The 15917-nt window shown below is 43.5% G+C and carries 14 protein-coding genes; 9 read left to right on the top strand and 5 right to left on the bottom strand.

All coding sequences use genetic code 11. From position 1 onward, the window contains the following. The first annotated feature begins 8 nt into the window (after positions 1–8). The 5 genes from BLS49_RS03490 (at position 9) to holA (ending at position 6409) form a co-directional block, all read left to right on the top strand. Positions 9–527, top strand: coding sequence for a deoxycytidylate deaminase (locus BLS49_RS03490; RefSeq protein WP_091226753.1), 519 nt, complete (start codon positions 9–11; stop codon positions 525–527). 102 nt (positions 528–629) lie between these two features. Beyond that, complete coding sequence (locus BLS49_RS03485) at positions 630–3158, top strand: DNA internalization-related competence protein ComEC/Rec2 (RefSeq protein WP_091226751.1); 2529 nt, start codon at positions 630–632, stop codon at positions 3156–3158. Between the two features lie 199 nt (positions 3159–3357). Next, positions 3358–3906 (top strand): RNA polymerase sigma factor, encoded by a 549-nt coding sequence (locus BLS49_RS03480; RefSeq protein WP_091226750.1) that lies wholly within the window; start codon positions 3358–3360, stop codon positions 3904–3906. Further along, a complete protein-coding gene (locus BLS49_RS03475) occupies positions 3903–5147 on the top strand; it encodes an anti-sigma factor family protein (protein ID WP_091226749.1) in 1245 nt (414 codons plus the stop codon). The genes BLS49_RS03480 and BLS49_RS03475 overlap by 4 nt, the downstream gene beginning before the upstream one ends. Before the next feature lie 242 nt (positions 5148–5389). Continuing rightward, positions 5390–6409, top strand: a complete 1020-nt coding sequence (gene holA, locus BLS49_RS03470; protein ID WP_091226748.1) for a DNA polymerase III subunit delta — start codon at positions 5390–5392, stop codon at positions 6407–6409. 179 nt (positions 6410–6588) lie between these two features. Here holA and rpsT read toward each other — a convergent pair whose 3' ends face one another. Next, on the bottom strand, positions 6589–6861 hold the full coding sequence (gene rpsT, locus BLS49_RS03465; RefSeq protein WP_091226746.1) for a 30S ribosomal protein S20: 273 nt from the start codon (positions 6859–6861) through the stop codon (positions 6589–6591). A gap of 171 nt (positions 6862–7032) precedes the next feature. On the opposite strand from rpsT, the gene gpr reads away from it, so the two are divergent. The 4 genes from gpr to BLS49_RS03445 all read left to right on the top strand — a co-directional run bounded on the left by gpr (position 7033) and on the right by BLS49_RS03445 (position 11086). After that, entirely contained in the window at positions 7033–8049 is a 1017-nt protein-coding gene (gene gpr, locus BLS49_RS03460; RefSeq protein ID WP_091226745.1) for a GPR endopeptidase, read from the top strand. Positions 8050–8192: 143 nt separating this feature from the next. Further along, positions 8193–9512, top strand: coding sequence for a stage II sporulation protein P (locus tag BLS49_RS03455; protein WP_091226743.1), 1320 nt, complete (start codon positions 8193–8195; stop codon positions 9510–9512). Positions 9513–9534: 22 nt separating this feature from the next. Further along, on the top strand, positions 9535–9912 hold the full coding sequence (locus tag BLS49_RS03450) for a hypothetical protein (protein WP_091226742.1): 378 nt from the start codon (positions 9535–9537) through the stop codon (positions 9910–9912). 109 nt (positions 9913–10021) lie between these two features. Next, the gene (locus BLS49_RS03445; protein ID WP_245742252.1) at positions 10022–11086 is read left to right on the top strand and encodes a LacI family DNA-binding transcriptional regulator; all 1065 of its coding nucleotides are present in this window, start codon (positions 10022–10024) and stop codon (positions 11084–11086) included. 96 nt (positions 11087–11182) lie between these two features. On the opposite strand, the gene BLS49_RS03440 is transcribed toward BLS49_RS03445, so the two are convergent. The 4 genes from BLS49_RS03440 to BLS49_RS03425 form a co-directional block, all read right to left on the bottom strand. After that, positions 11183–12361, bottom strand: a complete 1179-nt coding sequence (locus BLS49_RS03440) for a glycoside hydrolase family 130 protein (protein WP_091226740.1) — start codon at positions 12359–12361, stop codon at positions 11183–11185. A gap of 25 nt (positions 12362–12386) precedes the next feature. Next, complete coding sequence (locus BLS49_RS03435) at positions 12387–13586, bottom strand: AGE family epimerase/isomerase (RefSeq protein ID WP_091226738.1); 1200 nt, start codon at positions 13584–13586, stop codon at positions 12387–12389. Positions 13587–13603: 17 nt separating this feature from the next. Further along, positions 13604–14569: a glycoside hydrolase family 113 gene (locus tag BLS49_RS03430; RefSeq protein ID WP_091226737.1), complete on the bottom strand. Its 966-nt coding sequence runs from the start codon at positions 14567–14569 to the stop codon at positions 13604–13606. 330 nt (positions 14570–14899) lie between these two features. Beyond that, positions 14900–15907 carry a LacI family DNA-binding transcriptional regulator gene (locus tag BLS49_RS03425; RefSeq protein ID WP_091226736.1) on the bottom strand — a complete coding sequence of 336 codons (1008 nt, stop codon included), beginning with the start codon at positions 15905–15907 and terminating at the stop codon, positions 14900–14902. Positions 15908–15917: the final 10 nt, after the last annotated feature.

Raw genomic sequence — 15917 nt, 5'->3', positions numbered from 1 at the left:
TATTAGAGATGAATCCGGATGAACGTAAGGATTGGGATACGTATTTTATGGATATCGCTTATATGGTGTCCACACGCTCCCGGTGTAATCGCCGTCATGTGGGCGCTGTGCTTGTCCAAGGCAAAAAGCTGCTGGGGACAGCGTACAATGGGGCTCCATCAGGAGTACCGGACTGTTCGGAAGCCGGCTGTATGATTGCTGAGGAATATGAAATGAAGAGTGTAGACGGTAAAGAGACGATGATAAAGAAACAGCGCTGCATTCGTACTATCCATGCTGAACAAAATTTATTGCTGTTTACAGATCGAATCGATCGCGAAGGCTCCAGTGTATATGTTACAGATGAGCCGTGTTGGACTTGCTCCAACATGCTCGCAAACAGCGGAATAACGGAAGTGGTATTCCATAGACCCTATCCGAAGGATACTGACAAAGTATCAGCGATGATGGGACAGAAGGGCATAGTTTTCCGTCGTCTGGAGCATTATCAACCTCCGCAAGAAGCTGTAATGAAAGTTGAAAATTGATCATGAAATATGCAAATTGAATGGGGAAGAACCTCATCTGCTTGAAGCAGGTGGGGTTCTTTTTTTGCTGTAAATACGATTATGAAAAGTAGGAGGTTTTAAATGAGGCAAAGACCATTGACGTTGGCAGCTATTAGCTGGATAGCGGGAAGCGGGTTTTCAGTGCTATTCGATGGAACCCCCTTTTGGCTATTCATGTGTGGGTTGACGCTTTTTTGCCCGTTGGCAGTCGTTTTGGCACGTATTTCGTGGAGAAGGATGGCTCTGCTATGGCTTGTTTTTGTGATCGGGGCGGCGTATTGGTCTTATAACGAAAGTAGAAATATCAGCAGCATATCAGAAAGCATTCATTTGCAAAATGATGTAACCAGCATGTATGTAACAGGGACAGTGGAATCTCCGGTTCAAATGGATGGTGATCGAGTAAATTTTATACTCCGGTTAAAGGATGAAGGGGAGAAGATATCCGTACAGGTCAAGCTGGCTACTTTCGAAGAGAAGGAAATCGCGGCCACTTGGCGGCGAGGCGATGTTATGGAGATGCAGGGCAGCTTGGAGAGGCCTGGAACACCGAGAAATTTCGGAGCCTTCGATTATCGTAATTATTTGAGAAACCAGCGTATTCACTGGTTGATGAAAGTGTCTGGAGCCGGGAAATTACATAGATTGCAGACTGCGCAGGGGTATATAAGCGTGGATTCTTTTTTTGGAAAAATTGATGGAATGCGAAATCATCTCGGAAAAATGATCGAGCAGTTATTCCCGAACTGGCAGGGTGGATACATGAAAGGGCTTCTAATCGGCCTTGATGATGATTTGGAGCCTGACAAATACGATCAGTTTACGAGGCTTGGGCTGACTCATATACTGGCGATATCGGGAAGCCATGTTGCGATCAATGTAGGTTTGCTTTTCGGATTGTTGAGGCTGTGCCGAGTGAACAAACAGACCTCGCTTTTAATCGTATTATGCTGTGTTCCAGTGTATGTATTGATAACGGGTTTCTCCCCTTCGGTCATACGCTCGGGAATCATGACGATGCTCGGCCTTTATTTGATGCGGCGTGGACTTCTCAAGGACGGGCTAAATGTGCTGTCTGCAGCAGCGTTATTTATGCTGTTATGGGAACCCTACTTGCTCCTAAATGTTAGCTTTCAGCTCTCATTTTCCGTTACTGCTGGTCTGATTTTGTTTGTGCCCTTGATAATGCCTTACCTGAATTGGCTTCCCCAAAGGCTGCGCAGCGGCATAGCAATAACCATTGCAGCGCAGCTTGTTTCTTTTCCGCTCACCATTTATTACTTCAATCAATTCTCTCTTTTGTCACTCGCCGCTAATATGATCCTTGTACCCATTATCGGTTTAATAGTACTTCCGTTAGGCACTGCTGCGTTATTGCTTGGTGGTATATGGATCACACTGGGTCAATGGATGGCATACCCTGTGCGATTGCTAAATGCTGCTACGTTTCTTATAACTGAATGGCTGGATCATCGCAGCGGGTTTATGACCTATTGGAAATCTCCGGGCTTGATCTGGATAATTCTCTATTTTGCTGTTTTGTATGTTCTATTAACATTTGAATCGCAAAGGGATAAGGAAGTAAGGCTACAGGGGGCTAACACTTTGATTGATGATGAGACGGCTCCGCTTGATTATCAGGGTCATCTATCTCAGATCTATATAGCGGGTGCATGGAAAAAAAATCTTGTTACTATTTTGTTAATTACATTGTTAATTGGCTTACTTATAACGGGATATCAACCTGCAAATGAAACCGGCATTGGACATGTGCAGTTTATTGATGTAGGTCAAGGAGATTGTGCGCTCATTACGACACCGTCTGGAAAAAATATATTAATTGATGGGGGAGGAACCGTAACATTCCGCAAAAAAGGAGAAGAGTGGCGTAACCGTAAATCACCCTATGAGGTAGGTACAAAAAGTCTTGTTCCTTTGCTTAAGCAAAGAGGCATTCACAGGATACATGTCGTGATCGCAACTCACGGCGATCAGGATCATATTGGCGGCTTGCAGGCCGTATTGGAACAATTTCCAGTAGATTCGCTATTGATCAATGGGAGCTTGGCGGATTCTGACACAATGATGAAACTAATGAACACCGCAATAACGAAAAATATTCCTATCTATGCTCCATACAAAGGCATGGAGCTTCAGCCAGATGCTGATACTCTTCTGCAATTTATATCTCCACAATCCAATGAAAGTGAGGATGGAGTACCTTTGATCAAGGAACAGAACCACTTGTCAGTCGTATTTCTTCTAAAATTGAGTGGGGCGACATTTTTGTTCACTGGAGATATGGATGAATCGGCTGAGCAAAGCGTGTTGACTAACACGGAGCTCTCAAAGTATATAAGTAGTGTTGATGTAATGAAGGTCGCACATCATGGCAGTAAGACTTCGACATCCTACGAATGGATAAATCGCTGGAAACCGAATGTTTCCGTCATTTCTGTTGGAACATCTAACACCTACGGACATCCGAATCCAACAGTACTGGAACGTCTTGAGCAAGCAGGCAGTTCAGTGTATCGAAGTGATCTTCATGGAGAAGTTCAAATGCATATTAAGGAAGGAAAGATTCTAGTAAGGTGCAAAATTCCTTAGAGTAATCTACTAAATTCACCAGATGACGCATTCTCTTTTATTTGGTATTCTTATTTAGTATTCTTAGTTGAGGTTGAAGATTACACCGGAAAAATTAACCAAGACTTTTTACCTAAAAATTCAAAAAATAATAGTAACAACATTGCAACATATTGAAGGACAATATCGTCTGTAAGGTTGCAAGGAAGGGGGAGCCTTTGTGGTAGAGCCGGGACTCATAAGAGCCGCTCAGACGGGCGATCGCGACGCTCTAATCACCCTATTGCGAGAAATAGAGACTCATGTATATCGGACAGCTTTTTATATTTTGAACAATGAGCAGGATGCCCATGATGCTGCACAGGAAGCACTTATCCGCATTTATACCAAAATTGACTCCTATGAGGAAAAGGCGCAATTCAAGACTTGGGTTCAGCGGATTGTCACGAACATCTGTATCGATAAATTTCGGAGAAATAAACCGACGGTTTCGATTGAAGAGCATGAGCTTGTGTTCCAGGGAAAAGAGAGCGTTGAGCGTGAAGTGATGTCAGGCTATATGGCGCAAGATATCCGCGAAGCGATTGAGCAGCTGCCGGATCATCATCGTTCTGTCGTTGTTCTCAGATATTTACAGGATTTTTCCTATAACGAAATTGCGGACAGCTTGAATTTACCTTTGAATACGGTGAAATCCTATTTATTCAGGGCTAGGCAGCAGCTTCAGCATTTACTACAAGATTATCAGAAAGGTGGTGTATCAGGATGAAGTGCCCGGAGGTGATAGAATGGATGCATCGGTATATAGACGGTGATCTTAACGAGGAGGAAAGCAACGTTTTGTTTCAACATGTTCGTACTTGCAGCGATTGTGCTGAAGAATTCGAAATGTTGAAGATGCTTTCTGCAAGGCTGGAAGATCTTCCTAAGGTTACTCCGAGTTATAGCCTAGTTGACTCAATTCTTCCTCAGTTGGATGCAATCGACCGGGCCCGTCGGGAAGAAGGTAGCACAGTTGAAATGATACCTGGAATGATACCCGCTGCATCAAACGATAATGAATTAAGTCGTAAATCTCGTCGTCCACAGACGTCACGGCGCAAACGCACTTATGTCGGTGGAGCGTTAGGTTTAGCTGCAGCATTGATTCTGGGTGTATTTATATATCAGTATGAACCTTTTACAATGTCAGATGCGGAAATAGCAATATCGTCTAACGAGGAAAGTACTTCCAATGATACTGGCTCGGCAGCTGCTGATAAGGCAGAATCAACAACCGCAGCTCAAGATACGTCTACACCTAGTACTGATAGTTCTAATGTCGGTGATAACAACAAAGCCGAAGAAGCTGGATCGCAGGAGCTTCAAGAAGCTCAAGAGGGTACTAATCAGGAATTGAGTGATAGTGGTGGGGGTAGCATGTTTGACAATGATAAAGCTACTGACGGCGGAGACAAAAAAATACCGGCAACATCAGAGCCTTCATTGTCTCCAGTAAACTCAGGCGATAAATCAGCTAAACAATATGATGCTGCGCCTGATGTGAATTCTGGCCCTGATAGCAATGCTCAGCAATTACCTCCTGTAAATAATAAAGGAACGGGAACTAACGCAGATGCCGGGAACAATCAAGATAAGTCGACTGAATCAGGTGCCGTTCCTTCTGATAACCCGCTGGAAGGACCTGTTGAGGATACTTTAATGATGGGATTTGCCAGATTTACAGATATTCATGAATGGACTTCTCCGGACGGGAAATATATTGTAGATAAGCAGAAGGAATTGTTATCGCTGTATCAAATCAATGAAAACACTGAATCAACAGAGCGCATGTTGATCTCCGAGGTGCCTATTGATGGAGAATGGGTTATCGGCGGGTGGTCAGAGGATGGAAAAGAATTTTTGTATGAGATTGTGAAGGACGGAGTTCCAACTATCCATACGATCACGCCATATGAGGATAGGCCCAAAAGCATTTTTACTGAAAAAAAGAGAATCTACAGAGAATAATAGTCACCTTTTTAAGGGATATGGAATAGGTTATATAAATACAGTCAGACAGAGAACAGAACCCTGATCGTCGTATGACCGCCGGCGGGAAAGTTTCTAGAGCTTTTCAGCCCGCGTTTATATAGATGTTCTGGGACAAAGGGACCTTTCGCTAAGAGGCAGAGGTCCCTTTGTTGCGTATTAGCCTTTGTAGTAGAATATAGAAGGTGGAATACAGTAGCAACAATAACCGGGGTGGCTTAATGGATATTAAATCAGCAATTAAAGATATTAAGGCAGGAAAAGTATCACCATTGTATTTGTGCTATGGCACAGAGAAACATCAGATTCAGGAATTTGTTAAACTGCTTCAGGATCAATTGGTGGATCGTGACCAACGTGATTTTGCAGTTGCGACATATGATTTGACAGAGACGCCGGTAGAGGTTGTCGTTGAAGAAGCGGAGACGTTGCCGTTTCTTGTGCCACGCAAGCTGATCATCGTACGAGATTCGTCTCTGTTCATGGCAGGCAAAGAAGGCGGCAAGCTTGAGCATAAGATTGACGCTTTAGCATCTTATTTGAACAATCCGGCTGATCATAGCGTCCTGCTATTTCTCGTTAATGGTGAGAAGCTGGATGAACGAAAGAAAATCGTTAAAGCTATGAAGGCAGCAGGGACGGTGCTGTCATTCATGCCGCTGGGTCAAAATGAACTGGTTGAATGGGTGATACGTGGGGTAGAGAAAAGAGGCTGTCGAATGGATCGTGAGGCAGCTGAGACTTTAATTGCAGCTAATGGGGTACAGATGACTTCACTGGCAGTTGAAGTGGACAAGCTCTGTTTGTACGCTGGTGAGGGAGGCTTGATTGATTCTGCGGTTGTAGAGCAATTAGTTGCTCGCAGCACGGAACAAAATGTGTTCGTAATGGTGGAACATATTGCAGGCTTGAAGCTGGATAAGGCATTATCTATTTTTTACGAGCTGCTTAAGCAGAGAGAGGAACCGATCAAGATTGCTGCGTTGATAGCGCGTCAGTTCCGTATCATGCTTCAAGTTAAGGATTTAGCTCGTCAGAGCTATTCACAGCAGCAGATTGCATCACAGCTGGGCTTACATCCTTACGCTGTTAAAGTAGCTGGGGAACAGGCTCGTAAATTTGAAGCTGCCCAATTAAAGGCAATCCTTAATGATCTTGCTCAACTTGACTACAAAATGAAGACCGGAGGAATTGATAAAGTACTGGGGTTGGAGCTGTTCTTGTTGAAGCTAGGAGCGTAATGAATATAAGAAAAACGTCTATCGACGTACACTCAAAGAAGACAGACCGCGTTTAACGGAAGTTTTCTTGCGATATCAGGGAGCAATGGCTTCGAAGTTTATACTTTCTGATAGCTTCAAAAAGACCTGAACGAATATCGTTCAGGTCTTTTTGAGCTTAAGTTTATAAAAAGCGACGCTTACGCTTGGGACGTAAGGGCGTTCAATTTTTTAGCCAAGCGGGATTTCTTACGAGCAGCTGCATTCTTATGGATCAAACCTTTAGTTACAGCTTTGTCCAATTTTTGTGTTGCAGCGGCGAAAGCAGTTTTAGCTGTTTCCACTTCGTTGTTAGCCAAAGCAGCGTCAGCAGCTTTAACTACAGTACGGAGAGCAGACTTTTGCGAAGCGTTAAGAGCGCGACGTTTGTCGTTTGTTTTCACACGTTTGATAGCGGATTTAATGTTAGGCATTGCATTCACCTCCTGTAAAGCATATATCAACCCAGATGGTTCACAACTTAAAATAGTTTATCATGTGACAGCCCAAAATGCAATGTATTCCTTGAAACTAGATTTTTTTGCATAATCATAATCTCACTCTCGCACAATATAGTCAACTGAGAAATAGGAGGTCATTTTAATATGAATTTGGATTTGCGCGAGTATTCTGTTCGAACCGATTTGGCAGTGGAATCCAAGGAAATCGCAGAGAACGTTCACGGTAAGCCGCTGTCAGGTTTAAATGAACAAATTGAAGAACAGGATGGCATTAAAATAACTCGTCTTGATGTAACGACCCCCGCAGTGTCAGAGCAAATCGGCAAAATAATGGGACACTATATAACAATTGAAGTTCCAGGCCTTCGCACACAGGATAGTGACCTTCAAGAGAGAGTGTCTGCAGCGTTCTCCAAGGAATTTGGTTTGTTTTTGCAAAAAATCGGCATCCAGTCAGCAGCAAAGGTGCTTATTGTCGGACTTGGCAACTGGAATGTAACACCGGATGCACTTGGCCCTCTAGTGGTTGAAAATGTACTGGTTACCCGACATTATTTTGAATTGGCGCCAGATCAGGTGTCCCCAGGATATCGTGAAGTGAGTGCCATAGCTCCGGGCGTACTCGGCATTACTGGCATTGAATCCAGTGAAGTCGTTCAAGGTATCGTGGAACGGACGAAACCGGATCTTATCATCGCTATAGATGCTCTGGCGTCACGTTCGCTGGAGCGGGTGAATACGACGATTCAAATTGCTGATATAGGCATTCATCCCGGTTCTGGGATAGGGAACAAGCGACGCGGGCTCACGAAGGAAATTTTGGGTATTCCGTGCATTGCCATCGGCGTTCCGACTGTATGCTATGCCTCAACGATCGTAAACAATGTGTTCGATTTAATGAAATCTCATTTTAATGAGGAGATCGGTAGTGAAGAGAATGTCCAGACCAAGCAGATCATGGGTCTTCTCAACGATCTTAGCGAAGGTGAGCGGCTTGGACTTGTAAAAGAGGTGCTGGAACCTCTCGGCCATGATTTGATCGTTACGCCCAAGGAAATCGACGAGTTCATTGAAGATATCGCGAACGTCATTGCCAGCGGTCTGAATCTGGCGCTTCACGATGCAGTTGATCCCGACAATGTAGCTTCCTATACCCATTAATTCTCCAATTAAGACCACTAATACAACACTATGAGGTTCGCAATCTAGCGGACTTCTTTTTTTTGTGAGAATGAAAGGTTCTATCCCGGACGATAGGTTCATAGATTTGAAGTAGTATACCGGGTGGAGGAGGACTAGAAGAAATGAAATTTAGAGCTTTGAACATTGGGAAAGTGAAACGTAATTTGATGCATGTGCTGGCGATGGGGCAAACCTTTGTGCTGCTGTCGGTGTTGTCGGGAGTATTTTTTATTTTGCTAGGAACCTTTGGAATGGCGGAGAAGAACCTGAATACTTCTCCGGTCTCCTCAATGAAAGGTCTGGCATCGTCGCTCTCCAGTCGGTTTTTTATTGATATGGTTGGCATGGAGCTACCGCATTCAACGAGTGGAGAGGATCAATTCGCTATCTCAGGCAAACAGATGGGCAAGTTCGTATTTCAATGGTTGACTGATGTGAATCCGTCAGATCCGAAAAGTCTTGTTGCCAGGGAGGTTCCAGGACTTGGAGCCAACAGTCCGATTTTGCTACGTACAGGATCTGGTAACACGACGGTACAAGCTCCTGAGGATTATCGTCCAGGTACAGGTGCTGATGGTACGGCACCGGATCATCCAGAGCCAATCGGAGATGATACAGAAGATTCTGATCAGGCTCCGGACGAGATAGATCGTGACCCCTCTGGCCAAGAGAATGATGATGAAGATGCTATTAAGCCAGGTAATAAAAATATCGTCATGATCTATCATTCTCATCCGCAGGAGTCGTTCAATCCTGTTCTGGGTACCAGCTCAGATAATCCAAGCACAACCGATAAGAACAAAAACGTCGGTCTGGTAGGGGATGTTTTGTCTAATGAGCTAGTCCGGAAAGGGGTAGCAACATTGCACTCCTATGAGAATTATGCTTCAACAGTTAGTAATTACAACTATAACTATTCATATAAATATACGAGAGAGACATTGAAGCAAGCGATGGCGGAGAACGGGAAACTGCAATATTTTATCGACATTCATAGAGATTCACAGCGACATGAAAAAACGACGACAGAGATTGACGGTATGTCCTATGCACAAGTGTATTTTATCATCGGACATGCAAACAAAAATTGGCGTCAAAATGAGGAATTTGCAAGTTCTATTCATGAACGTATGGAAAAAACGTATCCTGGAATATCCCGTGGAATATGGGGTAAAACTTCTTCACAAGGTAACGGTGAATATAATCAGTCGCTTTCGCCTGGCAGTATTTTGATAGAAATTGGTGGAATCGATAACACTGAGGAAGAATTAGGGCGCACCGCTAAAGTGTTAGCCGGAATTCTTGCAGATATTTATTGGGAGGGTCAGGATGCACAGAAGGCAGGATCGCTAACGAAAAATGATGAGACCGATACTGATGTGAATCAGAAATCGGGTGTCAAAGCGAACGTAGAGGCAGGAAGTGACAATAAAAAGTCTTAAGAGGGAGTAGGGGGAACTGCTAATGGCAAAATCGATTAAACGAGGTGTAGGGTACGTTGTGCTGCTCGTTGTTGGAGTGACATTGGGTATGCAGCTGGCAGAGACAGGGATAGGTACTGTATATGGGCCTGCCTGGAACCAAAGCAATACAGTGATTGAAAATGATGCAAACCATCTTCCTGGCGGGACATACAACACACCGATCGGAGGGAAAAATACAGGAATTCAGCAGGCCACTCAACCCAACCCGACTCCGGCTGAATTGTTGCTGCCTGCTCCTGTAGAGCCGGCAGTAGACCGCTTTGCTGATAAAACGGCCCATTTGCTCCAGGAGGCTTCCCGCAAAGGTATTCATTGGTTTGCCTCCTTGTTTGGTCCTTCAACACCTTCAGCAGAATGAATCAAATAAACCATGGCAATTGATAATATTGGTTTAACCCCGCAAGCGTCTTTGTTATAATAATATAAATGTAATCCAAACAGTTATTGTTAGCGGGGGTAGTATAACGTTGAAGAAGGTAACGATGCAGCAGATTGCTGATCATCTAGGCGTGTCGAAATTCGTGGTGTCCAAAGCGCTATCAGGAAAAGGCGGAGTAAATGAACATACGAAGTCCAGAGTTATTCAGGCGGCTTCCCAGCTGGGGTATTTTACCCAGAAAAATGCATATATCAAAAATAAAACCGCAGAGCAGCAGATGACTCTCTCTCCAGCAGGCAAGCAATCCGTTATTGTGTTGATGCCTAACATTCGTTTTCAGACAAAAGATTCTCTATACTGGGGCAAAATTATGGAGGGCATCTCACAAGAATTGGAGCAAAATGGGCTGGGGATGGTCATAGTATCGGAGTCTCGAGCGGATCATTTTATACATGTGTTAAATCCTGAAGGAATACTTGGAATGATCGGTGTCGGTCAGATTGAATCTCAGCTGCTGCTTGAAGTTCATCGCCTTGGTATACCGATGGTGTTGGTCGATCATGAGGATGATCTTATTCCGACGGATACGGTTTTTGCTAACAATATGGATACAACTGCAAGGTTATGTAATCATCTCATCGGTCTGGGTCATACTCGTCTTCATTTTATTGGAGATGTTCATTTTTCCCGAAGCTTTCGCGACAGATGGGGCGGGTTTCGTGAAGCACTTGAGCAGAACGGTCTGCAAGTGCCGCCGCCGCGTAATCCAATGCTTGCCATAAACGGGGTAGACAGTGGTGAATTTTTGACAGAAGAGTTTGAGTCATGGATTGTGGAACAACGGAATAAAGAAGATATCCCTACAGCTTTGATATGTGCAAATGATTTTATTGCGATAAGTGTTACAGCTGTTCTTTCCAAACATGGAATTTGTGTTCCGGAGGGAATTTCGGTGACTGGCTTTGATAATATTGACGACTCCTACCGAAGTCAGCCTGCCTTGACTACAGTACACGTACCAAAGGAAGCAATGGGTCAGCGGGCGGTGAAGAAGCTTCTGGAAAGAATTCAATCATCTGAGCTAGCGATAGAGAAGATACTTGTATCTGCAGAACTTGTGCATAGAGAATCTACGTCTGCGCCAAGTGCCTAGATGTACATATAAACAATAAAGAGACGGTTGGACAAGGATAATTCCTGATCAGCCGTCTCTTTTGTATTACATAGATCTAGGTGAAAAAGATATCAATTATGCTTTGTTAAACGCAAGATTACGATCAACCAAGCTAATTCTTTGTTCAACAGAAGCGTAGGAGCGCATAGCATCTTCCGGTGTATTGGTGACGTAATCCAGCAATTTGTCTACAGTAGTGGCAGCAACATGCACACGAGTATCGGAAGAAGCATAGTAGATGTACACATTACCATCTTCGGTTGCAATAACCCCATTACAGAATACTACGTTAGATACATCACCAACACGCTCTTCGCCATCTGGAGCAATAAAGTGTCCACCTGGACGGTGAGTCACTTCATACGGCTTGTCAAGATCAGAAAGGAATGCATACAGAACGTATCTGAGTCCAGCTGCTGTGTTACGCACACCGTGCGCGATATGAAGCCAGCCGCGGTCTGTTTTGATCGGTGCAGGTCCTTGACCGTTTTTCACTTCTTTAATGGTGTGGTAATGGCGCTCATCAATAATAATTTCTTTATCAATTACTGCATGCTCGATGGAATCAGATAGTCCCCAGCCGATGCCGCCGCCTGATCCAGTGTCGATAAATCCATCCTGTGGACGAGTGTAGAAGGCGTATTTGCCGTCAACAAATTCGGGGTGGAGAACTACATTGCGTTGTTGTGCTGAACCTGTTTTCAGATCATCAAGTCTTTCCCAAGTGATAAGGTCCTTGGTACGAGCAATACCACATTGAGCGACTGCACTAGATAGATCTCCACGAGGCGCGTCAGGGTCTTTTCTTTCTGTACAGAACAGGCCATAGATCCATCCATCTTCATGTTGGACAACACGCATATCATATACGTTAGTATCTGGTACATCCGTTTCTGGCAATACAACAGGGTGATCCCAGAAGCGGAATCCGTCGACACCATTATCACTTTCTGCTACAGCAAAAAATGATTTGCGATCAACTCCTTCGACACGGGCAACCAAATAGAATTTACCATTCAATTGTATGGCTCCAGGGTTAAATACTCCGTTAACTCCAAGTCTCTCTGAGAAGTAAGGGTTGGTTGCAGGGTTAAAATCATATTTCCAGATCAACGGCGCATGATCTGCAGTTAATACAGGGTAGCGATAACGATCATAAACTCCATTACCCAAAGGCATTTTTTCATTTTTACGACTGGTCAATGATTCATAACTTTCTGTTAGTTGTTGTTTTCTTTGTTCGAATAAACTCATATTGTTACCCTCCAAATAAATATTATTAGTGTGTTTCTCTTTGAACACGAGTCAGCATCTCAAAACAAGCTCTGCTGTTATGATATGGGCATTTCCAAGCACTGATTTTTGGTTCGTTAGGCAGTGGTACACCGTTTTGCGTAACCCCCCAATGCCATTCTCCATATTCATGATCTACAATAAATTGCTGAATGAATTCCCAGGAGCGGATGGCAGCGTCTCTGAATTTGACATCTCCAGTTAATTCGTAAGCATTATAGAAGCCGACCATTGCCTCGGCTTGTGGCCACCAGTCCTTATTCGTATCGATAAGTCCTCCTGGGCCGGCCTCGTTCCATATGCCTCCATCTTGATCGATGCCTTTGGTATAGACTGCTTCTGCCATAGTAATTGCAACAGACTTAACGTGTTCTAAAATCTGCTCATCCTGAAGCACCTCTGCTGCCTCGAAAAGTAGCCAGCTGCCTTCAATATCATGGCCGTAGGAAATATGAGAACTCTTTACATTCCATTCTTCATCGAAGAAGAGGAGGAAATGTCCGGTGGCAGGGTCTACGATCCGTTCAATTGTCACCTCAATCAACTCCGCAAGACTTTGAGTCAACTCTGGCGATTTCCATACACGGTACAAGTTGGTGTACGCTTCCAGTACATGAAGATGGGTATTCATTGATTTTTTCTCATTGAGATCTTTGCTGCTTAGACTTAAGTTCCCTGTTTGCTTCCAGTTGCATCCTACGGCCTCGATATAGCCTTTATGGAGCTTGTCGTAGCTGTGTTTTTCAATGAGATGGTATAGTTCAATGGATAAATCAAGAGCCGCCTGACACTGATCGGCAAGGTAATACTCTACAAGTGCGTAGATAACAAACGCTTGACCATAAATTTGCTTCTTATCCTGTGATGGATTTCCATCTGCGTCCACCATCCAGTAGAAGCCCCCGTAGGTTTGATCCGTAAAATGCTGAATCAGATAGTCATAAGCCGCGTTAGCGATTTCTAAATACTTAGCGTCTTTGTAATGACGGTAAGCAGCTGAGAAAGTCCATAAAATACGTGCATTCAGCACTAAACTTTTTTCAGCATTTTCATTTACTTGGAGCTTCTGGTCGATCTCGCCATAAAAGCCTCCGCGTGTTGTATCCACGCTTTTGTCCATCCAAAACTGGAGAATGTTATCTTTTAGCTCCTGATCCAGCTGCTGGCTCCATTTAATTGCATCCATAATCAAAATATCCTCCTCTATGAGAGAGCGTCTGCACTCTGTAGTTTGGCAGCATAGTACTCTCTAATGACTTTCTCAGCCTCTTTACCGTAAACACAGTAACCGTCATCAGAAGAACTCTGACTTCGATCATAAAGTTGAGCTGGCCAATCCCATAACATAAAGCCGCCTACCCAATCCCTTGTACTGCACTTGCTTAGCATTTGACGATAATAATTTGCCTGCTCGGTTTCATTTGCTTCACCTTGAAGGTTCCAATCATTCGGAATAGCTGCTGAACCGATTCTGCTCGGACACCCGGCTTCCATGAAGATGAAAGGCTTATTGAATTTCTTTACTACCGCTTCAATGCGATCAAGCTGTGTATCCCAATCATGAATGGGGTAATAGCCGCTTGAACTGATCAGATCAAGATCGTCCCACCAGGTTACGTTATCCTCCTGATATTTATCACAGTTATACGTAAGAATTCCGCTATAGACTTCTCTTACTTGTGATATCAACTGCCGCCACTCATTCTCACGGCGATCGGTTTGAACCATTTCACAGCCAATGCAGAGCATTTCACACCCGGTGTCCTCAGCGATTTGCGCAAAATGCAAAATGTAATTGCTATATGAAGTGAACCAATCACTCCATTTCGGCTCACAAGGTACGTCCTTGTCGAAAAAATTAATGTGTGCCCGCCATGTTCCGTCAGCACAATTGACAATTGGTTTCAGGCAAACCTTTAAGCCAAGAGATTTAGCTTTTGAAATACTCCATTTAACCTCATCGTCAGTTACAGTCGGCTCTTCCCAGTAGGGAATATCTGTAGAAAAAGCGGTTGCTTGAAGAGCTGAAAAGGCGATTGTTGTCCAATTGATTCCGGTTGTTTTTGCCATAACCTCCATGGAAGAGGATGCTGCCTCGATGCCCCAAGTTCCTCGAATGCCCATAAAGCCCCATGTCATTCCGGCAACGTAGTGTTCTGTTTGTTTCATTGTGTTCACCCCGGTTGTTAAATTGAGTTAAATGATCATCCAATCTCCTTTTGTTAGTATTTGTTAGCATAAAATATAACAAAATTTAAATCACAAGCATACTATATAACGGAATGAATCAGAATATCAATACTTAAAAGTAAAAATATAATGGCGAAACAGGTATAAAAAGGCGAAGTGGAATGAATAATAAGGGCAATACTGTTAGTGTGTCTGTTATTGATCAGTTAGATTCAAGAGATAAAAAAACGCTTGAGACAGAAGGGGAAAAGCTCTGTCTTAAGCGTTTTATATAAAACGTTTTTAAAATGGAGGTGAATCAGCACTGTATTAGTTTGTTTTGCGAACAGAGTCTCGATAAATGATATTTCCTTGAACGAGAACACGTCCGTTGCGGCGATTCGGGTTTGCTACTTTATCCATAATCGATTTCACTGCTGTACGAGCCATCTCCTGAATATCAACCTCTACGGTGGTTAGCTGAGGATTGGCAAGGGTTGCATAGATATCGTTGTCAAACCCTACGACAGAGAAATCCTGTGGAATACTGTAACCCAAGCTGGTCAGTCTTTCACATAAATTGTAGGCAACCTGATCACAGTTGCAGACAAATGCAGTAGGCATTTTCTCAGGCAGCTGAATATCGATGTATGTTCCTCGTTCATCACGATCGTTCAGCAGTAATTGCTCATCATAGGAAAGTCCATGCTCAAGCAAGGATTTGTAATACCCCAGAAACCGGTCTTGTATGCTGCTTGTGGAATAAATGTTGCCAACGTAAGCGATTTCCCTGTGACCGCATTGTATCAGATAGTTAGTAATTTCATAGGCTCCATAGAAATTGTCCGTAATGATCGAGTCTATATCAGCATGTTCGTCGTAAAAATCCAGGAAAAGTTTAGGAAGCTCCATGTTTTGAACTGTCTCTATATACTTTTTGCCAACCTGTCCAAGAATGATAATGCCATCGACTTTGTTCTCACTGTAGACTCGGGGAAAATTTAGCTGCTCCTCATCTTCGTTGCTTAAAATATTCAAAATACCGAAGTATCCATAGTGATCCAGATGAATTGCAATTTCCTGATATACACGAAGATAGAAAGACTCATTTACTCCGGTGAATCGGTGGGGGATCATTACGCCTATATTATAAGATAGCCCGTCTTTAATTGACTTGGCGGCAGAATTAAATCGATAACCCATTTCACCAGCGACTTTTTTGATTTTGATTTTTAAGTTGTCGCTAACTCCTTCTTTATCGTTAAGCGCCTTAGATACCGTGACACTACTGACTCCCAATTTGTCCGCGATATCTTTCATTGTAATGTTGCTTCTCATTTACTTTATT

This window comes from Fontibacillus panacisegetis (assembly GCF_900102215.1).
In the GTDB taxonomy this organism is placed as follows: domain Bacteria; phylum Bacillota; class Bacilli; order Paenibacillales; family Paenibacillaceae; genus Fontibacillus; species Fontibacillus panacisegetis.
This window is presented reverse-complemented; position numbering and strand designations above follow the sequence as displayed.

What these genes read in the sequence shown, in the direction of transcription:
- BLS49_RS03490 (WP_091226753.1), top strand. Translation starts at nt 9, where the DNA reads ATGAATCCGGATGAACGTAAGGATTGGGATACGTATTTTATGGATATC.
- BLS49_RS03485 (WP_091226751.1), top strand. Translation starts at nt 630, where the DNA reads ATGAGGCAAAGACCATTGACGTTGGCAGCTATTAGCTGGATAGCGGGA.
- BLS49_RS03475 (WP_091226749.1), top strand. Translation starts at nt 3,903, where the DNA reads ATGAAGTGCCCGGAGGTGATAGAATGGATGCATCGGTATATAGACGGT.
- holA (WP_091226748.1), top strand. Translation starts at nt 5,390, where the DNA reads ATGGATATTAAATCAGCAATTAAAGATATTAAGGCAGGAAAAGTATCA.
- rpsT (WP_091226746.1), bottom strand. Translation starts at nt 6,861, where the DNA reads ATGCCTAACATTAAATCCGCTATCAAACGTGTGAAAACAAACGACAAA.
- gpr (WP_091226745.1), top strand. Translation starts at nt 7,033, where the DNA reads ATGAATTTGGATTTGCGCGAGTATTCTGTTCGAACCGATTTGGCAGTG.
- BLS49_RS03455 (WP_091226743.1), top strand. Translation starts at nt 8,193, where the DNA reads ATGAAATTTAGAGCTTTGAACATTGGGAAAGTGAAACGTAATTTGATG.
- BLS49_RS03450 (WP_091226742.1), top strand. Translation starts at nt 9,535, where the DNA reads ATGGCAAAATCGATTAAACGAGGTGTAGGGTACGTTGTGCTGCTCGTT.
- BLS49_RS03440 (WP_091226740.1), bottom strand. Translation starts at nt 12,361, where the DNA reads ATGAGTTTATTCGAACAAAGAAAACAACAACTAACAGAAAGTTATGAA.
- BLS49_RS03435 (WP_091226738.1), bottom strand. Translation starts at nt 13,586, where the DNA reads ATGGATGCAATTAAATGGAGCCAGCAGCTGGATCAGGAGCTAAAAGAT.
- BLS49_RS03430 (WP_091226737.1), bottom strand. Translation starts at nt 14,569, where the DNA reads ATGAAACAAACAGAACACTACGTTGCCGGAATGACATGGGGCTTTATG.
- BLS49_RS03425 (WP_091226736.1), bottom strand. Translation starts at nt 15,907, where the DNA reads ATGAGAAGCAACATTACAATGAAAGATATCGCGGACAAATTGGGAGTC.